This is a genomic window from Bacillus sp. EB106-02-03-XG38 (assembly GCF_058792175.1).
The window spans coordinates 580,521-602,235 of the sequence record NZ_JBYTED010000001.1; the positions used below are offsets into that span (position 1 = coordinate 580,521).

The 21,715-nt window shown below is 33.5% G+C and carries 19 protein-coding genes and 1 pseudogene; 12 read left to right on the forward strand and 8 right to left on the reverse strand.

The window, feature by feature from the left end; all coding sequences use genetic code 11:
• Positions 1–11: 11 nt before the first annotated feature.
• Positions 12–1,766 (forward strand): ABC transporter ATP-binding protein, encoded by a 1,755-nt coding sequence (locus tag AC3WTI_RS02895; RefSeq protein ID WP_097840985.1) that lies wholly within the window; start codon positions 12–14, stop codon positions 1,764–1,766.
• Positions 1,759–3,555, forward strand: coding sequence for an ABC transporter ATP-binding protein (locus AC3WTI_RS02900; protein ID WP_097840986.1), 1,797 nt, complete (start codon positions 1,759–1,761; stop codon positions 3,553–3,555). Before AC3WTI_RS02895 ends, AC3WTI_RS02900 begins: the two co-directional genes overlap by 8 nt.
• Before the next feature lie 533 nt (positions 3,556–4,088).
• On the opposite strand, the gene AC3WTI_RS02905 is transcribed toward AC3WTI_RS02900, so the two are convergent.
• On the reverse strand, positions 4,089–4,874 hold the full coding sequence (locus tag AC3WTI_RS02905) for a sulfotransferase family 2 domain-containing protein (RefSeq protein ID WP_087956464.1): 786 nt from the start codon (positions 4,872–4,874) through the stop codon (positions 4,089–4,091).
• 1,026 nt (positions 4,875–5,900) lie between these two features.
• Between AC3WTI_RS02905 and AC3WTI_RS02910 the strand changes: the two genes are divergently transcribed.
• A complete protein-coding gene (locus AC3WTI_RS02910; protein ID WP_097840987.1) occupies positions 5,901–6,215 on the forward strand; it encodes a hypothetical protein in 315 nt (104 codons plus the stop codon).
• A gap of 71 nt (positions 6,216–6,286) precedes the next feature.
• On the opposite strand, the pseudogene AC3WTI_RS02915 reads toward AC3WTI_RS02910, so the two are convergent.
• Positions 6,287–6,486 (reverse strand): annotated as a pseudogene (locus AC3WTI_RS02915) (hypothetical protein).
• Positions 6,487–6,865: 379 nt separating this feature from the next.
• Entirely contained in the window at positions 6,866–7,126 is a 261-nt protein-coding gene (locus tag AC3WTI_RS02920; RefSeq protein WP_087956466.1) for a hypothetical protein, read from the reverse strand.
• 224 nt (positions 7,127–7,350) lie between these two features.
• Here AC3WTI_RS02920 and AC3WTI_RS02925 point away from each other — a divergent pair, with 224 nt between their 5' ends.
• On the forward strand, positions 7,351–8,088 hold the full coding sequence (locus AC3WTI_RS02925) for an N-acetylmuramoyl-L-alanine amidase (protein WP_087956467.1): 738 nt from the start codon (positions 7,351–7,353) through the stop codon (positions 8,086–8,088).
• Between the two features lie 313 nt (positions 8,089–8,401).
• Here the strand turns inward: AC3WTI_RS02925 and AC3WTI_RS02930 are convergent, their stop codons facing one another.
• On the reverse strand, positions 8,402–8,986 hold the full coding sequence (locus AC3WTI_RS02930; RefSeq protein ID WP_087956468.1) for a LysE family transporter: 585 nt from the start codon (positions 8,984–8,986) through the stop codon (positions 8,402–8,404).
• A 116-nt stretch (positions 8,987–9,102) separates the two neighbouring features.
• Here AC3WTI_RS02930 and AC3WTI_RS02935 point away from each other — a divergent pair, with 116 nt between their 5' ends.
• Positions 9,103–9,660 carry a helix-turn-helix domain-containing protein gene (locus tag AC3WTI_RS02935; RefSeq protein ID WP_087956469.1) on the forward strand — a complete coding sequence of 186 codons (558 nt, stop codon included), beginning with the start codon at positions 9,103–9,105 and terminating at the stop codon, positions 9,658–9,660.
• 403 nt (positions 9,661–10,063) lie between these two features.
• Here AC3WTI_RS02935 and AC3WTI_RS02940 read toward each other — a convergent pair whose 3' ends face one another.
• Positions 10,064–10,633 (reverse strand): BclA C-terminal domain-containing protein, encoded by a 570-nt coding sequence (locus AC3WTI_RS02940; RefSeq protein ID WP_097840988.1) that lies wholly within the window; start codon positions 10,631–10,633, stop codon positions 10,064–10,066.
• A gap of 206 nt (positions 10,634–10,839) precedes the next feature.
• On the opposite strand from AC3WTI_RS02940, the gene AC3WTI_RS02945 reads away from it, so the two are divergent.
• On the forward strand, positions 10,840–11,823 hold the full coding sequence (locus AC3WTI_RS02945) for a DUF4183 domain-containing protein (protein ID WP_144488240.1): 984 nt from the start codon (positions 10,840–10,842) through the stop codon (positions 11,821–11,823).
• A gap of 59 nt (positions 11,824–11,882) precedes the next feature.
• Here the strand turns inward: AC3WTI_RS02945 and AC3WTI_RS02950 are convergent, their stop codons facing one another.
• Complete coding sequence (locus tag AC3WTI_RS02950) at positions 11,883–12,173, reverse strand: DUF4183 domain-containing protein (RefSeq protein ID WP_075306826.1); 291 nt, start codon at positions 12,171–12,173, stop codon at positions 11,883–11,885.
• Between the two features lie 463 nt (positions 12,174–12,636).
• On the opposite strand from AC3WTI_RS02950, the gene AC3WTI_RS02955 reads away from it, so the two are divergent.
• On the forward strand, positions 12,637–13,926 hold the full coding sequence (locus AC3WTI_RS02955; RefSeq protein ID WP_097840989.1) for an exosporium glycoprotein BclB-related protein: 1,290 nt from the start codon (positions 12,637–12,639) through the stop codon (positions 13,924–13,926).
• 614 nt (positions 13,927–14,540) lie between these two features.
• Here the strand turns inward: AC3WTI_RS02955 and AC3WTI_RS02960 are convergent.
• Positions 14,541–15,173 (reverse strand): cupin domain-containing protein, encoded by a 633-nt coding sequence (locus tag AC3WTI_RS02960; RefSeq protein WP_097840990.1) that lies wholly within the window; start codon positions 15,171–15,173, stop codon positions 14,541–14,543.
• A gap of 227 nt (positions 15,174–15,400) precedes the next feature.
• Between AC3WTI_RS02960 and AC3WTI_RS02965 the strand changes: the two genes are divergently transcribed.
• The 3 genes from AC3WTI_RS02965 to AC3WTI_RS02975 all read left to right on the forward strand — a co-directional run bounded on the left by AC3WTI_RS02965 (position 15,401) and on the right by AC3WTI_RS02975 (position 19,168).
• Complete coding sequence (locus AC3WTI_RS02965) at positions 15,401–16,933, forward strand: SMI1/KNR4 family protein (RefSeq protein ID WP_087956474.1); 1,533 nt, start codon at positions 15,401–15,403, stop codon at positions 16,931–16,933.
• A gap of 83 nt (positions 16,934–17,016) precedes the next feature.
• On the forward strand, positions 17,017–18,327 hold the full coding sequence (locus tag AC3WTI_RS02970) for a phytoene desaturase family protein (protein ID WP_087956475.1): 1,311 nt from the start codon (positions 17,017–17,019) through the stop codon (positions 18,325–18,327).
• Entirely contained in the window at positions 18,305–19,168 is an 864-nt protein-coding gene (locus tag AC3WTI_RS02975) for a sigma-70 family RNA polymerase sigma factor (protein ID WP_097840991.1), read from the forward strand. Before AC3WTI_RS02970 ends, AC3WTI_RS02975 begins: the two co-directional genes overlap by 23 nt.
• Positions 19,169–19,208: 40 nt before the next feature.
• Here the strand turns inward: AC3WTI_RS02975 and AC3WTI_RS02980 are convergent, their stop codons facing one another.
• Positions 19,209–19,367, reverse strand: coding sequence for a hypothetical protein (locus tag AC3WTI_RS02980; protein ID WP_001100983.1), 159 nt, complete (start codon positions 19,365–19,367; stop codon positions 19,209–19,211).
• Between the two features lie 303 nt (positions 19,368–19,670).
• Between AC3WTI_RS02980 and AC3WTI_RS02985 the strand changes: the two genes are divergently transcribed.
• Both AC3WTI_RS02985 and AC3WTI_RS02990 read left to right on the forward strand, forming a co-directional pair.
• Positions 19,671–20,264 (forward strand): O-methyltransferase, encoded by a 594-nt coding sequence (locus AC3WTI_RS02985; RefSeq protein WP_087956477.1) that lies wholly within the window; start codon positions 19,671–19,673, stop codon positions 20,262–20,264.
• 314 nt (positions 20,265–20,578) lie between these two features.
• On the forward strand, positions 20,579–21,691 hold the full coding sequence (locus AC3WTI_RS02990) for a toxic anion resistance protein (RefSeq protein WP_141539182.1): 1,113 nt from the start codon (positions 20,579–20,581) through the stop codon (positions 21,689–21,691).
• The last annotated feature ends 24 nt before the right edge of the window (positions 21,692–21,715 follow it).

A 21,715-nucleotide genomic window follows, 5' to 3' on the forward strand; every position in this document is an offset into this window, starting at 1 on the left:
GGAGATTATGTATGAAATCATTTCGCAAGTTATTACAGTATTTAAAACCATACATGTTCTTCGCTATTATTGGACCGCTATTTATGGTACTTGAGGTTGCGATGGACTTAATTCAACCGACTATTATGCAACATATTATTGATGTTGGGATAGCAAACCGTGATTTGAATTATGTAATAAAAATGGGGCTTCTTATGATAGGAGCTGCAGCACTCGGTTTAGTTGGAGGACTTGGGTGCATGATGTATTCTACAAAAGCAGCAGTTAATTTCGCTACAGACATACGAAAAGATGTATTTGCGAAAATAGAAACATTTTCTAGTGAAAATCGTGATTCATTTGGAACTGGGAAATTATTAACGATTGTGACAAATGATATTACTTCAATTCAATCGGCGATGACGATGACATTACGTGTTCTTGTTCGTGGTCCTTTGTTATTTATCGGAAGTATCATAATTGTTTTTGTAACAGCACGTGAGTTATTTCCTATATTACTCGTAGTCGTTCCAATTTTATTGCTTGCGATTATATTTATTGCAAGTAAAGCGAGCGGAACGTTCAAAAAAGTGCAAGAAGCATTAGATAAAGTGAATACAAAGTTGCAAGAAAATTTATCTGGTGTACGTGTTATTAAAGCGTATGTAAGACAAAAATATGAAATCACTCAGTTTGGAAAAGTGAATACAAATTTAACGAAGATAAATATTCGAGCAGTGCAGCTTATTTCTTTAATGATGCCAATCATTATGTTAGTTGTAAGCGGCGGGATTGTCGCAACATTATGGATCGGTGGAGAAAAAGTATTTAATGGAACGCTTCAAGTAGGAGCTATATTAGCGTTTATTAACTATTTGAATATTATTTTAATGTCACTTATGTCTATCAGTATGGTATTTATGCAAATTGCGCGAGCATTTCCATCTGCGGATCGTGTACAGCAAGTTTTAAATACTGAGGTTGATATTACGACCGAAACAAATGCGGTTGCACCTCAGCAAATCGAGGGACAAATTGCCTTTAAAAGTGTTAGTTATAGTTACACGAAAAATAATGAATATGTTTTAAAAGATATTTCATTTAACATATGTAAAGGTGAAAAAGTAGGGATTATCGGTTCTACAGGAAGTGGTAAATCTACTTTAGCAAAACTTTTACCGCGTTTATACGATGTTGATCAAGGAGAAATATGCATTGATGGAATAAATGTTAAGACGTATGATTTACAAAAACTTCGTGCTTCAATCGGGTTTGTACCTCAAAAGGCATTATTGTTTTCAGGTAGTATAGAAGAGAACTTACGTTATGGTAAAGAAGATGCAACGAAGGAGGAACTTGAAGTAGCAGCTTCAGCAGCTTGTGCGACTGAGTTTATTAATAAGCTAGAAGATTCATATCAATATCATTTAACACAAGGTGCAACGAATTTATCAGGCGGACAAAAACAACGTGTATCAATTGCAAGGGCACTTGTGAGAAAGCCATCTATTCTTATATTAGATGATTCTACATCTGCAGTAGATGCTAAATCAGAATCTAACATTCAATCGGCATTAAGAACAGAATATAAAGGAACAACAACATTATTAATTGCCTCTAAAATTTCTTCTATTATAGATGCTGATAAAATTCTCGTTTTAGATAACGGTGAATTAGTAGGTGATGGTACACATGAAGAGCTGTTAGAACAATGTGAGGTATATCAAGAAATTTATCTTTCCCAAGGCGGTAATTTACATAAAAAAGGTGGGGAAGAACATGCGTAATTTCCAAGGGCAATTTGCAAATAAAGGTGGGCGTAACGCGCCTAAGATGGGTAAAGCTAAAAATACAAACGGAACTGTAATGAGAATATGGAACTATATGGGCTATCAAAAGGCTGCTCTTACGTTCGTTATATTTTTAGTATTTATTACGACATTACTTGGGTTATTAGGTCCGTATTTAATGGGAGTAATTATCGATCAATATATTGTACCGAAAGATTTAAGCGGTACGGCGAGAATGTGTTTGTTACTTATCGCAATTTACGGTGTAACAGTATTGTTAACATGGTTACAAACATTTGTCATGGTTAACGTTGCATTAAAAACGATACAAAAAATACGACAAGATATTTTTGAGAAAATCCAAACTCTTTCTTTACGGTTCTTTGATGTACGTTCTCAAGGGGATTTAATGAGTCGTGTGACAAATGATATAGATAATTTGAATCAAGCGTTAACACAAAGTGTTATACAAATTATTTCATCAGCATTAACCTTTATAGGTGTAACAATTGCGATGTTCGCATTAGATTGGATTTTAGCAATTGTTACACTAATTACAGTACCTATTATGTTTTTCGTTACAAAAAAATTAGTTGCTTATAGTGGTAAAAACTTTGCAAAGCGTCAAAAAGATTTAGGAGAATTAAATGGTTTTATTGAAGAAGCTATAACTGGAGCGGATGTTACAACGTTATACGGGAAAGAAAAAGAAACTGTACAAAATTTCAATAAAATTAATGAACAACTTAGAATGTCTGCTACAAAGGCGGATACATTTTCAGCTTTTATTTTTCCAAGTATGAATTTTATAAATAACTTAGGTATGGGGCTTGTTATTGGGACTGGATCAGTAATGGTTTTAAATGGAATGACAACAGTAGGTGTCATTGCAGCTTTTATTAATTATTCTCGTCAATTCTCAAGACCGCTTAGTCAATTCGCAACTTTAATGAATACGATTCAAGCGGCAGTTGCTGGTGGAGAACGTGTCTTTGAAATTATGGATGAAGTACCAGAAATCCAAAATAAAAAAGATGCGTTCATGGTACAAAATTTACAAGGACATGTTGCACTTGAGAATGTTACATTCGGTTATGAGGAAAATAAAACGATTTTAAAAGAAGTGAGTCTTAAGGCACAACCAGGGGAGACAATTGCATTAGTTGGTCCCACAGGATCGGGTAAAACAACAATCATTAATTTACTAACTCGCTTTTACGATATACAGCAAGGGCAAATTCATATCGATGGAAAAAATATAAAAGATTATGATATAAATTCTTTACGAAGTAAAATAGGGGTAGTTTTACAAGATACGTATTTATTTGCCGGGACAATTATGGATAATATCCGTTATGGTCGATTAGATGCTAGTGATGAAGAGGTAATCAATGCCGCTAAGGCAGCATCTGCACATTCTTTTATAAAGCATTTACCGAATCAATATGAAACAAAAATCGCTTCAGAAGGATCGAATTTAAGTCAAGGACAAAAACAACTTCTTGCGATTGCAAGAGCGATTTTAGCAGATGCAGATATATTAATTCTCGATGAAGCAACATCAAATATTGATACGAGAACAGAATTACAAATTCAAGAAGGGCTAAACAATTTAATGAGAGGTCGAACAAGTTTCGTAATCGCTCATCGACTGAAAACGATTGAAAAAGCAGATCAAATCCTTGTTATAAAAGATGGAAGTATTATGGAAAGAGGGAATCATGAATCTCTTATGGAAGATAGAGGTTTTTACTTTGATTTGTATACGAGTCAGTTTAAAATTTAATACAACCTTTAATATGGTGCGGTTTCTCTAGAACGGAGAAACCGCATTTTTATGTTTGTAAACATTATTATCCAAATAATTGTTCACTAAATGTTTTAACTGCGTATTCTTGTATCCAAGGTAAAAGATGCGTAAGCTTATGAAAACACCTTTATGACTCAATCGTTCACTTGTAATTTTAGGATGTAAAATTGTTCCAAAAAAGTGTTGCATGAGTATGATGTAAATTATGAAATTGATTTTTTAAACAATTGAGACTAATCGTTTGGGAATTGAAGTTTCTGTATTTAATAGTAAAATAATTGATTTTTGATTATATAACGGCAATGGAACAAATAGAACGAATGAAAATAACCTTAATGTGTGTTTCACGTTACATTTATATGTTTTAATGATTTGATAAATAATGCGATTTGAATTTTATTAAAAAAGACACTGTTTCCAGTGCCCCAACCTACTACGAGAGTTTTATGAGGAAACTTAAATAGGTGAATTTAAGTTTCTCTATAATATATGAAACTACAATTAGAAAATCACTTATTTTTTAAAGGAGTTAATGGGTAATTGTACGTGCTAAAATCTTTATTAAAAATATCCTGTACTAATTGGATAGTTTCATGATTATAAAAACTATCGTATGTTGGGAGGCGTGGGAATAAAGGATCGGTAATATCAGCATCTGCAAAATCACCTCTAAAAATCGCCCTGTCCTTCTGATGATGCCATGATTTGGTTAGTATGTGTAAAGGAGAAGTTTTTAATTGATATGTTTGTTCTAAGCGCACAATTTCAGTAGAGAAATTTTCAAGGTAGATATACTTGGTAACAAACTCCTCCTCAGCTGGTTCATATTGCTGCATTAAATGTGGATCTACGTGTTCTAAATCTTTCATTTGCATTTTTAAATAGTAGAGAAAGATTTTAAATGAAATAGGCTTATTACAAAATTCATTACCATAATAAAAATTCCGAATAGGATTCCATGCTGGGTTTTCTATGTGAGGGGGGGCAATTAGTGAAAAGAATGAACTGACAGCTCTTGTATAGGGGTTTCTCACTAATTTATAGGAATCTTTTCGATTTGTATATAAAGCTGTAGCTAGTTCAATAAAGTAGTTGGAGGAGTTTTTGTAAATTTCATTTTCATAATTATGGATGAAGGAATCGTATTTTATGGCTTGTTTAAATAAATTTATTTGATAAAAAAACCAATGTGCAAGTGAAGTACAGCCACTTTTCTGACTCCAAAATAAAATCAAAGGGAAGTTAGAGTTAAAGTGCGGAACGCGTCCGTATTTAATAATATTTGCAAATGACATGGTTAGCCTCCATTCAGTTATGTTAATTATTTTTAATTTATGAATAAACAACTCGGCATATGAACAAGAGAAGAGGAGTAGAATAGATAATTTAATAACAATATAACTTTGAAATGAAAGCGTTATTTTATAGGGGTATGAAAAGAGTACACAAAAAATGTGTACTCATAACAATTTACATTATTTTAAGGACCATGATATATCATCAAGGGCTTTATAAATATAACTATACATGCGGTAAAAGAGCTACTTTGGATTGTATTTTTGTTTCCAATTTATAGTGATCACCCCTCATGCAAATAGTTTAATTATATTATACAGTTATTAATTTGAACGTTAAGAATATGTGATGTAAATTAAGGTGGATTTAAACAAAATAGTTATTTTAATTAGAAAACAGTTAGCTTTTGCTAACTGTTTCACTCATTGGGAGTTCTTTGTATGTAATTTAGAGAAAGAAACTAGCCATAAAAAATCTTACAGAGAAAGATTACAATAAAAATTTCATCTTGTAGTAAAGGGGAATGGATATGAAAAAGTGACCAGAGGATAGAATCGAAGCTTATAAACGTTATGCATAACAATCAATAAAAAATATTGATGACTACGAATAGGAAGCATCATATCACATAAGGAAACATCAAGAGTATTTAGATTTAGTGGCTGATCAAGAAGGAAGTAACTTGGACAACTAAAGGAGCAAGGCTGGGAATTGTGTGGTGGGGAATGGGTGAAAAAAGAATAAAAGAGCAGCTAGCAAAAGCTAACTGAAATATAGAACTTAAGTTGTTTGAGCATGTATTAAATAAAAAGCGCAGGTAATTAACTAGGTTAAATTTATGCAGGAAATAATGGTGATTAGTTGCTGAAAACCCGCGATGTATGAAATATTAATTCCCCTGCATAAATTAGTTTTCGTTATGGAATTTATAAAATAAGTTTCTTTTGAGGTGGTTTTGTGGAAGTTCATAAAAATAAAAAAATTCTCTTTAAACATTTCTTATAGCTAAGAATACTTATGTAAATATGGGATATAGATTTGATTCTTGGAATGAGGGGATCGATGTGGATATAACACAAAGTATGGCAAGAATAGTTGTTAATGGGATAGATCTTCCGTTTACTTCAGTTAGGACAACTGCATGGATTAATGGACCTGCGAATGATTTATTTGTTACGACTAGGAAAAGAGTAAATGAGCTTTATCGATTTATGTGGTCACGGGTGCCAGTTATGCTAACGATGTATTTCCTTCAGGGTGCTGACGTGATGAGATTTGCTAGGGTTGCAGGAGTTGATGAAAGTATAACGGGAGAATATATATATCATTTTATTTGGTGATAAGCCGAAATTTAAGTAGCCTAATAGCTGCTTTTTTATTTTACATAGAAAAAGGAAGCATAGGAGGCTCCTTAATTCGAGTCAGAAGTTGTGTAGTTTTTCGTGATAATATCTTTTATGTTGATAATTAAGGATTATAAGGAACCCAACAGTTAGGATAGATACTGTTTAGCCAGTAATATGCATTGCCTGATATAAATTTAATATAGAAGGAATTGAATTTATAATATACTATGAGTACTGAACAGACAGTAGAGAGTACTAATAGCATACCATTCCAAAACTTTTCATGGTGTTCACCTCGATTTTGATTTTTAGGGATTTTTATATAATTATACATTTAAATGAAAGAATTTATAAAAGGGAATTACTATAAGGAGGAATTATTACGAGTTTCTTCCTACTAAAATAAAGGTGATGGGTGATATGAGGTGAGCAGGAGAAGCATAGAAAGAGATAAGGTGTTTAAAATTTATAAGGAACATGATGGTGAAATAACAAATCGTAAATATGAGGATATAACTTTGATTTGTATACTAGTCAGTTTTAAATTTAATATAGTGCGGTTTCTCTAGGAAGGAGAAACCGCATTTTTATATTTGTAAAGATAATTAGAAATATAGAGTTGAAGTTTTTAAATTCACGGATTGTTAGTAAAAACAAGCAACTTCAGTGCTAGATGGAAGAATTAATTTACGTGGAATTGTAATAATTTCAAGAGCCATCTGTGCTGAATAGAGAAGTATTGGAGTTAATTCTAAAGCATGAGTTAATAATAATAGAAAGCTTGTTAAGATTGTAAAGCTCCCCCAAAAGAAACTTTTTGAAGTGTTACGGAAATCTTTTATTAAGGAAAAGAAAGAAAAAAATGCTGTAACAATGAGTATCAAAAATTTATATTTATCTGCCATTAAACTCCTCCTAAAGAACAGTAATTTATATTATAACGTATTTTTCTGTATTACAATAAAAAGATTTCTAAATAAATAGTTTAAATAGATAAATGTTGTAACTTAAAACATTTGTTTTAGAGAATAGATTAGTGCCCTAATTAGTGTTTGCTTGAGCTCTACAGGATATTTGACCAGACAATAAGACGAGCTTTGAATATATTAATAAAAAAGGATGTGGAACAATGACTAGATATAGTTTACATGGAGGTCACAATAGTATTGTACAAGGTGCAAATTATGGGAATCGGAAAGAACACATTATGGATCGACAAGTTAAGGATGCAGTTGTTGCTAAATTAAGAGCTTTAGGGCATACAGTTTATGATGACACTGATGAAGTAGGGACAACACAAGCGCAAAATTTAAATAACATCGTATCTAAAACAAACTCACATGATGTAGACTTAGTAGTTTCATTTCACTTAAACTCATATGATACGAAAGCTAATGGTGTTGAAGTTCTGTACTATGACCAACAAGCTTTATCAGCAAAAATAGCAGCGCAACTTTCAAAAGATATTGGCTGGACAAATCGTGGTGCTAAGGAACGAAAAGACCTTTATGTATTAGCGAATACGAAAGCACCTGCAATTTTAATTGAACTTGGATTTATCGATAATGAAGCAGATATGGCAAAATGGAATCCAGATAAGATTGCAAATTCAATTGTGTATGCTTTAACTGGGCAGTCTAGTGGGACAACTCCGCCATCTAAACAAAATATCATTCAAACAGGAGCTTTTTCCCCTTATGAAACACCTGATGTGATGGGAGCATTAACATCTCTTAAAATGACGGCCAAATTTATCTTACAATCGGATGGTCTAACATATTTTATCTCTGAACCAACTTCAGATGCGCAGCTTAAAGGAATGACGGATTACCTTGATCGAAAAGGTTGGTGGTATGAAGTTAAGTAAAGGTTTAAGTTTGAGGAACAGTATATTTAAAATACAATCGGCACAAAAAAAGAGGATTACTTTTAATGAGTAATCCTCTTTTTAAAATTTTATCCCGCATTAACAGGAAGTAAGATCCAAAAAAAATTCAGCGGAAGCAATGAAGTTAGGTGGGGGACGGGCTGATTAAAGATTCACTTTATTTCGTATGAATTAGATTAGATAAAGGAGACTCCTGCCTTGAAAATTAATAAGTATTGTATGAGAGAGTTTGATTGGACATCTCAGCTTTATTTTTAACACGTAGTATTAAATGAAAATTCAGAATTTTAATTTAATTGGCTAAAATTGAAATAGCGCTAAACATTAATAAAAGGGCCATAATGATATTAAATGATTTCGTATGCTTTAATAAAAGTTTTTGAAACATGGAACCAAATAAGCTCCAACTAAATGTACTCATTAAGCCGACTAAACCTAGAAATAATGAAAAAAGTAGATAACTCGAGTATGAATTATAGTAAGGGAGAATAAAAGTTGATACTACAGTTAGTCCGAATAGTATTCCTTTAGGATTAACAAACTGGATGAATATCCCAACTTTGAATAAATTTTTATTATATTTTTCATCGGGATCTGCACTAGTTTTACTAGTGAGTATTTTAAAAGCTAAATATAGCATATAAGCTACACCTAAAATTTTTAAAGGAAATTCGATTATGGGTAAGATATTGATGAGTACAATATTAAAGAAACTACATAAGGAAGTGAGGATGAAGAAACCGAAAGCGACTCCGAAGCAAAATTGCATACTTCTTTTTAACCCATGTTGATTGGCGTATGTCATAGCTAAAAAATTGTTAGGTCCGGGTGTGAAGCTACTTATAAAAACAAATAACAAAAAAGAAAATATAGGCATTTCAAAACCCCCAAAATATTTAGTGTGTGTTATAATGACCGAAAAGAACAATATAACGTGTACTTTTTATTATACATAACGGTCGTTATATTGTATATAGTGTAGGGGTGTTTCTTATGGAAGAAATTCAACTTATTTTAGCAAAAAATTTAAAAACAATACGTGAAAAAGAGAAAATGAGTTTAGAAAAGGTCTCTCAATTAACAGGTGTAAGTAAAACGATGATTGGACAAATTGAACGAGGAGAGTCAAGCCCAACATTAACAACGATATGGAAAATCGCTAATGGTTTAAAAGTGTCTTTTACTTCTTTAATCAATAATCCGCAACCAGATACGAAAGTTGTTTTACGAAATGATGTACAAGTATTATCAGAAGACAATGGGAGATATAAAGTGTATCCTTCTTTTCCTTTTCAAGATGATAGGAACTTTGAAATCTATACGATTGAAATTGAAACAGAAGGAAAATTAAGTTCGGAAGGCCATAAAGAAAGGACCGAAGAATTTATAACGGTGTTTGAAGGGGAATTGACAATTGAAATAAATGATTGTCAATATAAATTAAATTGCGGGGATGCAATTCGCTTTAAGGCAGATAGACCACACTTCTATCATAATTCCGGAAGAACACTAACTCGGTTAAGTATGACCATTTATTATCCAACTTCATAAACTTGCGATTACTTCAAGAATATAAAGAAATGTGTGTTGATAAACCATCTATAAGAGATGGTTTTATTTTATGAATTCATAAAAAAAAGACACTCGTTTGAGTGTCAACATAGTATTGCTCTCGCGTATAGGATTGGAGTATGTTTCTCAAAAACGTATTGAGATGGTTCGCATTTGAGAAACTGTCTTCTTATTCAATGTAACATTGGCAGGAAGAAGTGTAAATTGATAATGTATATACGGAAAATTTAGTATAGATAATTTCCACTGTTAATATAGTACAAAGTGTCTCTAATTGCATAAATATTGTCGTGAGGTTATTGAAATAGTAACTTTAGGACTGACGAAATAGTTACTGTTTTAGAATTTCAGAATGATTATTATAAAAAGAACGAATCATTTTTTAATCGATTCGTATAATTGTTAAAGAGGCACCTGTTGAACCGCCTCCAATTAAATTAATTACGGATAATACGCCGAATAGTTGAAGTGAAATTGTATTACCGGCAATTAAATTGGTTATTAAATTATTATTATAATTTGAAGTTGATAGTGCGGGTGAAACAATAGATCCGGGAAGTGGAGTTGAAGAGTTTAATAGAAGTCTTGTACCAGCAAGTAGTGCAGTTGTCGTAATAACTTGATAGGTTAAATAATATCTCCCAGTAACAGGAATTGTAAAAATATCATTTGAAGCGTTCACTGTAAAATTACCGAGACTTTGGTTATTAGAAAGTGGAATATTTGTTCCACCTAATATGACTGAAATGGGACCACCTAACGTATTATTAGCGAAAATAGAGTTTGTTGTGATAATAGGCCCAGTAATACCTGTAGATCCAGTAATACCTGTAGATCCAGTAATGCCTGTAGGCCCAGTAGGACCTGTAAGTCTGTATGGAAGAATAATTTCAAGAGCCAGTGATAATAGTTCTTTTTTTATTTTTTCATTCTTATCTTGAATATAAATCACCTCATTTTTAAATTAGAACGTAACCGATTTAGTATTTTGAAATGGAACTATCATTTTATTATATTAATACTACTAGTTAGAGCAACGGTAAAGAGTTTATTATATGTAAAAGTCATTTTAATATGAAAAAGTTATAGAATTTTTCTAAAATGATAGATGTTATATTTTGTTAATTAGTAAACGGAAATATGGAATGAGGTATTAAATTGAACTGCAATGACAAATTATCGTTGAATAAAGGTATGATAAGATCTGAAAATATTGGACCTACCTTTCCAGCTCTTCCGCCAATTTATATTCCAACGGGAGCAACAGGTCCAACGGGAGCAACAGGAACAACAGGAGTAACAGGTCCGACGGGAATAACAGGAGTAACAGGAACAACGGGAACAACGGGAACAACAGGAGTAACAGGTCCGACGGGAATAACAGGAGCAACAGGAACAACGGGAACAACAGGAACAACAGGAACAACAGGAGTAACAGGTCCGACGGGAATAACAGGAGTAACAGGAACAACGGGAACAACAGGAGTAACAGGAGTAACAGGTCCGACGGGAATAACAGGAGTAACAGGAACAACGGGAACAACAGGAACAACAGGAGTAACAGGTCCGACGGGAATAACAGGAGCAACGGGAGTAACAGGTCCGACGGGAATAACAGGAGCAACAGGAACAACGGGAGTAACAGGTCCGACGGGAATAACAGGAGCAACGGGAATAACAGGAGCAACAGGAACAACAGGAACAACAGGAGTAACAGGAGCAACAGGAGTAACAGGTCCGACGGGAATAACAGGAATAACAGGAACAACGGGAATAACAGGAGCAACAGGAGTAACAGGAGTAACAGGAACAACGGGTTTAACGGGGGCAACGGGAGCAACAGGTCCGACGGGAATAACAGGGGCAACGGGAGTTATTGGTCCCATAACAACAACTAATTTATTATTTTACACTTTTTCAGATGGAGAGAAACTTATATATACAGATTCAGATGGGATCGCTCAATATGGTACAACTCACATATTAGCTCCTGATGAGGTTTCATATATTAACTTGTTTATTAATGGAATACTTCAACCACAACCATTATATCAAGTTAGTACTGGTCAGCTAACATTATTGGATAATCAACCCCCATCACAAGGTTCATCAATTATTTTGCAATTTATCACTATTAATTAAAAAAGACAGATTCTTAAATGAAAAGAATCTGTCTTTTTTCTACTTTAAATTAGCTAAAATTAAGTGACGATAAATTCAATTGTAATTGGAATTCCACCGTCTAATGCATCTCCACCAGGAATTGTGATAGCGCCAGTAGGTCCAGTAGTAACACTGGAGTTCACACTAGGTTGAAGAATGCCGTTTACATATAAGTTGTAATACGTAAAAGTCGGAAAAGCAGTTGCAGTAGTACCGGCATCATTTAAACAAGCAGTTGCAGCAATTGCGAAAGCTGCTCCAGTTCCAGTTCCAGCACTTAGTGTAGAGGTGAATCTTCTAGATGCCATAAATGGTTGAATAATAGGCAATTAATTCTCACTCCCTAAATTGTTTTTTGGAACGAAGTATACAATAACTTGTCCACTATATTGTATGAGAGTTTTTGATAATAGAAACGGCTTTATGATAATAGAGGGAACACAATTTAAGTAAAGGTATTATTGTTATTTATTTGAAAAGGTGGTGTTATTACTTGTTAGTTATTGGTTATATGCTAATACTTAGTTTTAATATTTAAATTAAAATGTGCTTTTGGACTTAAGAGATAAACGTGGAAAAATAAAATAAACTCTTAAGTTTAGGTGTTTAATCTAAGCAGTCAATTATTAAAAACATATAATTAATATGTGAGTCATGAACATAATTAAATATCGTTTTAAAGTTTAATTATAATTCATGTTTCCTATTTTAAGTGAATGAAACCTATGCACGATTTTATAGTTCTTATTAATAGGAAAATACTCAATTATAAAATAAGTAAGGAGGAAATTAATGTCACATAATAATTGTTTTGGTCATAACAACTGCAATAATCCGATTGTTTTCACTCCAGATTGTTGTAACAATCCACAAACGGTTCCGATTACTAGCGAACAATTAGGTAGATTAATCACTTTACTAAACTCTTTAATTGCGGCTATTGCAGCGTTTTTTGCAAATCCAAGTGATGCAAACAGATTAGCTTTACTCAATTTGTTTACGCAACTATTGAATTTACTAAATGAATTAGCACCTTCTCCAGAAGGGAATTTCTTAAAACAATTAATTCAAAGTATTATTAACTTACTACAATCTCCAAACCCAGACCTAGGTCAATTACTTTCTTTATTACAACAATTCTTCAGTGCTCTTGCACCATTCTTCTTCTCTTTAATTATTGATCCTGCAAGCTTACAACTTCTATTAAACTTATTAGTTCAACTAATTGGTGCTACTCCAGGAGGTGGCCCAACAGGTCCAACAGGTCCAACAGGTCCAGGAGGCGGAGCAACAGGAGCAACAGGAGCAACAGGCCCGACAGGAGCGACTGGAGCAGGAGTAACAGGCCCAACAGGTCCAACGGGAGACACAGGTCTAGCAGGAGCGACAGGCCCAACAGGTCCAACGGGAGACACAGGAGCAGCAGGCCCAACAGGTCCAACGGGAGACACAGGAGTAGCAGGAGCGACAGGCCCAACAGGAGACACAGGCCCAACAGGAGCAACAGGCCCAACAGGTCCAACGGGAGACACAGGTCCAACAGGAGCAACGGGAGCAACAGGATTAACAGGAGCAACAGGAGCAACTGGTGGCGGAGCTATTATTCCATTCGCTTCAGGTACAACACCATCTGCGTTAGTTAACGCATTAATAGCTAATACGGGGACACTCCTTGGATTTGGATTTAGTCAGCCTGGTGTAGCTTTAACAGGTGGAACTAGTATCACATTAGCATTAGGTGTAGGTGATTATGCATTTGTAGCACCACGTGATGGGGTTATTACGTCATTAGCAGGTTTCTTTAGTGCAACAGCTGCATTAGCTCCATTATCACCTGTTCAAGTGCAGATACAAATATTAACTGCACCTGCAGCGAGTAATACGTTTACAGTACAGGGCGCACCTCTATTATTAGCACCAGCATTTGCTGTAATAGCGATTGGTGCTACAGCATCGGGAATCATACCTGAAGCTATTCCAGTAGCTGCTGGAGATAAAATACTGTTATATGTTTCATTAACGGCAGCAAGTCCAATAGCTGCAGTTGCTGGATTTGTAAGTGCAGGTATTAATATCCAATAACTTGTGGTAATGTATTCTGTATATAGCCTTTTCTAATTTTATTAGGAAGGGCTATATTTTATGGGAAGATAGGTGATACATCAATTAAGAAATTCCTCATTGTTAAGTTGGTATAAAAGGAAAATTAAAATGTATGATTTACACTTTATTGTTTATAGAATAAGTTATGCAGTTTAAAAAATTACCTATAAATAAAAAAGATGAATTCTATTTTTAATAGAATTCATCCATTACATAAACGGTATACAAGAAAAGTAAGGTATTTATCATGAGCGCTGAAATGTTATAGTTCAAATTGGTAATAAACTATTTGTTTTTATTACAGTTACATCCTTTTTTCTTTACATAGCCTTGATTGGCTAAATCTCTTTGCGACTGGGAATTGGAAGATTGAGAATTGGAAGACTGAGAGGATGTTGATGAACTACTATTTTTATTATAGGAGTTATTTTTTCGGTAGTTATAATTACTCATAGTACTATCACCTCCAATTAAATATATAAATATTATATGTATGTACTCTATTAAATGTTACGAAAAAAATAGGAATGGAGGAAATACAGTAAAAAATCTCCTACGTATTTTCCGAGGAGATTTTTTATTCATGATATAAATTAATATCCCCAGTAAAGAGGGAAATAATATGAATCTTGATAATATAAATTTTGTTGTGGACTAGGAAGCTGAGTTGGTGTGTCTATCATTCCGCGGTTTTGATTGCAGTTTGCTGGAGGACCAATTACTGTAGTGGATTGAATAGGGGATACTGCTTGTTTCCATTGTTGTTCATCAATACAGTAAGTATGAGCCATTATATTAGCGGGTGTTAAGCGTAACATATCAGAACCAAAAATAACTTCTGGTGTTGGGGCGTTGAAAATAGCTAATAAATGAGTACCATCTGCTGTAGCGACTTCATAATGCCACCACGCTTGTGGAATGTTGGCGACTTGCCCTGGTTGTATCGGTAAGTTTAATATTTGATTAGTAAAAGGATTCAGTAAAGAAACAACAGCAGACCCTGAAATACAGTAAACAAGTTCAGCTGCGTTTTGATGAATATGTGGCTCCACAACATTTCCTGTATTTAAATAAATATCTAATAAAGAAGTATTTTCTAACGTATTTAATTGTTTCACGCCAAGTACGTTTATATAATTTTGGGTATCTTTTTTAAAAAAATTACTTTTACTTAAATCATAGGTGAAATTAGTTGAGGGGGAAGTGTAGTCGATACTAGAAGTCATTAGTATTACCCACCTTTCTTATATTTTCATGCAATTTGAATTTAAGATATGAGTCTAGTTATTGAAATGTGAAAGCATTGCTGCTCTTGGTTTGTAAAGTAATAAAATTGTTCATTTGTATGCAATAACATTACAATAATTTCATTGCGAAAAAAGGTGCTATTAATTACAATTAATGTAAAATATAGCGGTTTTTTGAAATTTGGAGTACAAGGGGAGTGTAGAAAATGAATCATACTATTGTAAAAGAGTTGGAAGTTGAATTGAAAAATTACTTTAAACCGTTTTTGAATGCGCCTGCAACAATAGAAGAAATTCAAGATGTTGAAAATGAAATGGGAATTGTGTTTCCAGATGAATTACGAAATCTTTATCTTGCACATAACGGTGAGGATAGATCAGGACCTGGGTTATTTTTTGGTTTACCATTTCTCTCATTAGATCAAGTTTTGGATGAGTGGAGAATATGGAAAAGAATTGAAGAGGTTGATTTTTTAAATTTTGATGCATTTTCAATACCAGCAGAATGCATTAAGGAAAGATATGTGAATCACAATTGGATACCTATTAGTAAAGATTATGGTGGTAACAACATAGGAATAGATGTTGACCCGGATGAAAAGGGAAAAGTGGGACAAGTTATTAATTTTGGACGAGATGAAGAAGTGAAATATGTAATTGCGAATAGAATTTCAGACTTGTTACTATTTATTGTACAAACGTTAAAAAATAAACATTTCACTATTCACCAAGAAGAAGACTATTTATATTGGAGTTATGGTGCTAACGATAATATACATTTTTTAGATGCTTTATTTAATATTGAATTACCTGTTTTACATCCTCAATTAATATTTCAATCTGAAAAAAACATTAATGATTGGTACGATAGTTTAGATGAGAATTGGAGAAATATAGTGGGTCCATCTGAATGTGCAGGCAAGTTTATGAGGGAGAAGAGATTATATTTAGGTGGAAATGGATTAGTAGATATAAGTCCATTACTGATATGTACAGAAGTGAGAGAACTAATTTTATCTGGAAATGAAATTCAAGATTTAGCAGGATTAGAACAAATGAATGCTTTAAAGAAGTTATATTTAGTAAATAACCCAGTTCAAGATTTAACGCCAGTATTACACTTGCAGCACTTACAAGAAATGAATATAAAAAATACGAAGATAAATAATCTGTCGGAACTTGTAGAAATATCAGCATTAAAGAAATTAGACATTTCACATACTAGTATTCAAGATTTTTCATTATTATCGAAGTTTCAAAATTTAGAATCACTTACAGTACATATTTCAAATTGTGAGCAGCTCTATGCAATTTCAAAAGTAGATTCTTTAAAGTATTTATATATTTTAGGTTTAGAAAATGTTAGTGAACTGGATTTACTTGTTTTGCAAAATTTAAAAAAATTAATATCAATTGAATTTGAAAATAGCACCTTTGTTAATTTAAATTGTTTACAACACAATTCATCAATTCGAAATATAAAGTTGACAGATACAAAGGTAAAGGATGGAGCCGCATTAGGTAATATGAAAGGACTAAAGGAATTAGAATTAGATGGCGCAACAATTGATAACCTTGAAACGATTTGTTGTTCTCATTCATTAGAAATATTTACAGGTTCGTTTGAACAATTTCATATGTTAAAAGACTCATTTGATAGAAAAATAGATTTTTCAAAAATAATTGGAGGAATGAATGAAGAAGAAAGAGAAATTTGGCATCAGCATGTAATGGATTAGAAAATAAATTATGTATTACTGAATGTCACATCCCTCGTTAATCGTTCGTCTTGTATGTAGAACGGATAAGGAGGGATTTTGTTATGAAAAATTTTGATGTAGCAATTGTTGGTGGTGGGCTTGCTGGATTAACAGCATCTATATATTTAGCGAAAGCTGGAAGGAAGGTTATTGTATTAGAAAAATCCAGTCACTTCGGCGGTCGCGGGAAGACTATAAATAAAAATGGCATTTGTATGAATCTTGGTGCACATGCTTTATATAGAGGTGGAGAAGCGTTTAAAACTTTTAATGAGCTAGGTATAAATCTACCAGGTGGAGTTCCATCTACAAAAGCACATGGAATATGGAAAGGGGATGTTTTTACCATCCCAACAGATTTTCGCTCTATTTTATCAACACCGTTACTTTCTTGGTCTGCAAAAGTACAGTTCTCTCGTCTAATGATTCATTTAGGGAATTTAGATGTAGGAAAAGTTTCAAAAATGAGTCTATCTACATGGGCGGAAAAGGAAATTAAAGATCCAATGGTTCGAAATATATTTTATGCATTATGCCGTACAACAACATATACGTATGCTCCTACAATACAATTAGCATCTTCAGTACTAAAGCAAATACAGCTTTCTATGAAAGAAGGAGTACTTTATGTAGATGGGGGGTGGGAGACGATAATAACAAATTTAAGGAAGATAGCGAGTGATAGTGGTGTGCAATTTCTGGCTAAAAAGCATGTTTTGAAAATAGAGCATTGTGAAGGGAAACAAAGAATACAATGTTTTGACGATGAAGTATTTGAAGCAGGTGCAGTCATTGTAACAACTCCGCCGAAAGAGGCTTGTAAAATTATAAAAGGTGCAGAGGGAACAAGTTTGCAAAAATGGTGTGAACAATCTATACAAGTGACCGTGGCAGCGTTAGATATTGGTTTAAAACAATTACCGAATCCTATGCATCATTTTTCTTTGGGATTAGATCAACCAATATTTTTCACAAATCAATCGAGAGCAGCTAAATTAAGTGAAGATGGATCGATTGCAGTGAGTCTAATTAAGTATCACAATCCTGTGCTAGAACTAAATCATATTCAACAAGATAAAGAACAGTTAGAAAGTACGATGGAATTGTTACATCCGAACTGGAGAAGAGAAGTTGTTGCAAAGCAATATTTACCGAAAATTACGGTAGTACATGATTTTCCTCATATTGACCGTGTTGAAAAACCAGGCCCTAACATACATGAAATGCCAGGTGTTTACGTTGCAGGAGATTGGGCAGGGCACGATGAAATATTAGCTGATGCTGCAGTAGCAAGCGGCAAACGTGCGGCGTTACACATTTTAAAGCAATCCGAAAGTGAGGCAGTTCATCATGGAAACGGAGCAGTTATATGAAACGTATCAACCATTATTATTTTCATTAGCATACAGAATCCTTGGGAGTGTTATGGATGCTGAGGATATCGTTCATGACGTTTTTATCTCGTTAAATAATATAGAGGACGTTCAATCTATAGAAAATATGAAAGCATATTTATGTAAAATGGTAACAAATCGCTCAATTGATAAATTACGCTCGGCAGCACATAAACGGAACGTATATGTCGGAATGTGGTTACCAGAACCATTTGTGGAAGAGACTGATGACCCATCAGAGTCATTTGTAATGAAAGAATCAATTTCTACAGCATATTTATTACTTTTACAACAATTGTCTGAGGTAGAGAGGGTTGTTTTCATATTAAGAGAGGTTTTCGATTATGACTACGAAGAAATCGCTTCAATTGTTGATAAGAGTAGTGTGAATTGCCGGAAAATATTTCAACGAGCACGAAAAAGTATTTTAGATAAGCCGAAGCAGTCAAAGTTAAGTACGAAAAAAATGGCTGCTTATGTTGAAAAGTTTGTATCATCATTACAGTGTGGGGATGCGCAAGGCATGTTAGAAGTATTAAAAACAGATGCGATATTGAAAGCAGATGGTGGGGGTAAAGTTACAACTGCAGTTCATCCAATTTACTCTGCAAATAGAATTATACGTTTATTCTTTGGGATTGGGAAGAAGTTCCCGCCAGTGTACAATGTTGAGTATAAGATAGTAAATGGTGCCCCAGGCGTTATTGTTAAAGTGAAAAATAAAGTGACTTACGTGCTTTCATTTACATTTGAGAATGAAAAAATCGCAAACATTTATATGATGGTTAATCCTGAAAAACTTATACATTTAAATGAATAGTATAAAAAAGACGCATTTCTTTAGAAGTGCGTCTTTTTTATTATTTCTCTAACATTTCAAGAGGTACATCTTTTTCGCCAGCTACCTCAAATTTAATTTCCCCGTCTTCTTCATAAATACGTGAAATAATCGGTATAGTAATCATTAATTTTTTATGCTGTTTTCGCTTTCGAGCAGCATCTAAGCTAATCACGTTCATTGTAAGCATCCTTTCTTCTAGAAATATAAAAACAAAAGAAAATGCGTCCGGAAAGGGCGCTTAATTGAATTTGAAATACCGATTCATTTAATTGGGGTTTATATGATTTAATAACTGCAATTGAATTAAAAATAGTATGAATGGAATAATTGCACGTAGAAATTAACTTTACCAAAAAACGAAACAATATGCTATAAAAAAATTAAAATCTTTGTCATATAACAAGAAAAAGATTTTCGTTTCGCATATAATGAAAGTAGACGGGCAACAAGAGCTTTTTCATCATATTGCTTTGGAAAGGCGATGAAAAGAATGGATACGTTAGATTCATTATTATTTCAACTTGAACAATATGGAGAAGAGCATGATCGAAATAAAAAAACAAGGGAAGAAAAATTACGGAATATTTCTCGTGAGATGGGACAGTTTTTATCAATTTTAGCAAAAGGGTGTAGCGCAAAAAGAATCTTAGAAATTGGAACTTCTAATGGTTATTCTACATTGTGGTTAGCTAACGCGGTAGAAGAAACAAATGGAAATGTAACAACTGTAGAACTTTCTTCAGAACGAGTTGGAGAGGCACTTGTTAATTTTGAAAAGGCAAACCTTATACAAAGGATTGATGTTCATAATCAAGAAGCAGGGGCATTTTTAGATGCGCAACTAGATCATTCATTTGATTTTATTTTCCTAGATTCAGAGCGTACGCAATACATGTGGTGGCTTGAGCACATAAAACGCATTTTACAACCAAAAGGTATTCTTGTTGTTGATAATGCAACTTCTCATGCAAGTGAATTAGCCGAGTTTAGAAAAATGATGGAAGAAGATGAAATGTTTGAAACGGTGTTATTGGCATTTCAAAATGGAGCATTCGTAGCGCGCAGGAAGAAATAGACTTGAGCGTAATATAATTATCACATTGAAAAAGGGTGTATGTCAAAAGGTTGAGTACAGTGGGATAGGAAGAACATCCTTTATAAACGTAACATACGAAGAATCCGCCTTCAGCATGTTGTTCTCTAGGTCTTAAGTCTGAGGAAAATTATGTTGATTACAGGTATACTTATAGTAAGAAACAGGGAATGACTGCATAAACAGGCATTTCTAAATAAATCGATTTCAAGCAATCAGAATGAATATGAAATACGATATAATAGATGAAATATAGTGCACATAAATTCGCACATATAAATAAAGGAGCGATTTTGTTGACTGAACTCGAGAAAAAAGAACCTGTATCAATTGTGAAAGATAATAATGTAGAAATAGTGGTTGATACAGTTATAAAAGATGCGGAATTAGAGGAACTGAATAAAGAAGCTGATCTTTATGTACAAAAGTTAAATAGCGAGCAAAATACAGATTTATCAAAAGTATTGTCTCAGCTAGGAGATTTAGGGGATAAAGAGCAACAAGCAGCAGGACAAACGTTGTCAGCATTAAAACGTCCTGTCACAGCGATGATGAATGGAAAGAACGAAGAAATTCCAAATACATTGTTAGAATTACGAAAAGTGGTATCAGAGCTTGATCCGAACTCACTAAAAGCAAGTGGTATGAAGAAAATTATGTTTAAAGTATTCAAGAAAAATCCACTTGAAACATACGTACACAAATACCAATCTATAGATAAGCAAATTGAGGAGATTATAAGATCCCTACTTATTGGTCGTGACAACTTACAAGAAGATACAGTTGGTCTTGAAATGCTTAAAGAGCAATCGCACGATAAAATTCACGCGCTTGATAAGCAAGTATACTTAGGGAAAAAACTTGCAGGCATGCTGGAAGCTGAGAAACAAAATCCAGAACGTCAAAGAGATATTCCATTAATTAATGATGCGTTAGAAAAGATTTTAGTGCGTACGCGTAATATGCAGCAAGCGAAAAGTGTTTTATTACAATCTATCGCATCTGTAGACATTATTAAGAAAAATAATGAAAAGTTAACGGAGGCAATTCGTAATGCAATTACGATGACACAAAATGTTGTAACAGTCTCTGCTGCTATCCAGCTAGCATTAACAAATCAGCGTAAAACAATTGATGCAGTGAATGCGACAAATGAAGCAATTGAATCAATGGTATTAAGCAATTCTCAAGCATTAAAACAAAATACAGAAGAAACAACAAAACTTCTTGAAAATCCTGCCATTAGCATGGATAAATTACGCGAGTCATTCCAAAACGTATTCGCTGCAATTGAAGCTTCTGAGAAATCGTCAGAACGTATTATCGAGTCAAGTAAGAAGTTTGTTATTGAACTAGACACATTTAATGATGAAATGAAACAAAAACTCATTCAGCGCCCAAGAAAATAGCAGACTTTTAGAGGAGGTGAAAAA

What these genes read in the sequence shown, in the direction of transcription:
- AC3WTI_RS02905 (WP_087956464.1), bottom strand. Translation starts at nt 4,874, where the DNA reads ATGTCATTTGCAAATATTATTAAATACGGACGCGTTCCGCACTTTAAC.
- AC3WTI_RS02935 (WP_087956469.1), top strand. Translation starts at nt 9,103, where the DNA reads ATGGAAGAAATTCAACTTATTTTAGCAAAAAATTTAAAAACAATACGT.
- AC3WTI_RS02965 (WP_087956474.1), top strand. Translation starts at nt 15,401, where the DNA reads ATGAATCATACTATTGTAAAAGAGTTGGAAGTTGAATTGAAAAATTAC.
- AC3WTI_RS02975 (WP_097840991.1), top strand. Translation starts at nt 18,305, where the DNA reads ATGGAAACGGAGCAGTTATATGAAACGTATCAACCATTATTATTTTCA.
- AC3WTI_RS02955 (WP_097840989.1), top strand. Translation starts at nt 12,637, where the DNA reads ATGTCACATAATAATTGTTTTGGTCATAACAACTGCAATAATCCGATT.
- AC3WTI_RS02985 (WP_087956477.1), top strand. Translation starts at nt 19,671, where the DNA reads ATGAAAAGAATGGATACGTTAGATTCATTATTATTTCAACTTGAACAA.
- AC3WTI_RS02895 (WP_097840985.1), top strand. Translation starts at nt 12, where the DNA reads ATGAAATCATTTCGCAAGTTATTACAGTATTTAAAACCATACATGTTC.
- AC3WTI_RS02930 (WP_087956468.1), bottom strand. Translation starts at nt 8,986, where the DNA reads ATGCCTATATTTTCTTTTTTGTTATTTGTTTTTATAAGTAGCTTCACA.
- AC3WTI_RS02925 (WP_087956467.1), top strand. Translation starts at nt 7,351, where the DNA reads ATGACTAGATATAGTTTACATGGAGGTCACAATAGTATTGTACAAGGT.
- AC3WTI_RS02980 (WP_001100983.1), bottom strand. Translation starts at nt 19,367, where the DNA reads ATGAACGTGATTAGCTTAGATGCTGCTCGAAAGCGAAAACAGCATAAA.
- AC3WTI_RS02960 (WP_097840990.1), bottom strand. Translation starts at nt 15,173, where the DNA reads ATGACTTCTAGTATCGACTACACTTCCCCCTCAACTAATTTCACCTAT.
- AC3WTI_RS02910 (WP_097840987.1), top strand. Translation starts at nt 5,901, where the DNA reads ATGGGATATAGATTTGATTCTTGGAATGAGGGGATCGATGTGGATATA.
- AC3WTI_RS02900 (WP_097840986.1), top strand. Translation starts at nt 1,759, where the DNA reads ATGCGTAATTTCCAAGGGCAATTTGCAAATAAAGGTGGGCGTAACGCG.
- AC3WTI_RS02970 (WP_087956475.1), top strand. Translation starts at nt 17,017, where the DNA reads ATGAAAAATTTTGATGTAGCAATTGTTGGTGGTGGGCTTGCTGGATTA.
- AC3WTI_RS02920 (WP_087956466.1), bottom strand. Translation starts at nt 7,126, where the DNA reads ATGGCAGATAAATATAAATTTTTGATACTCATTGTTACAGCATTTTTT.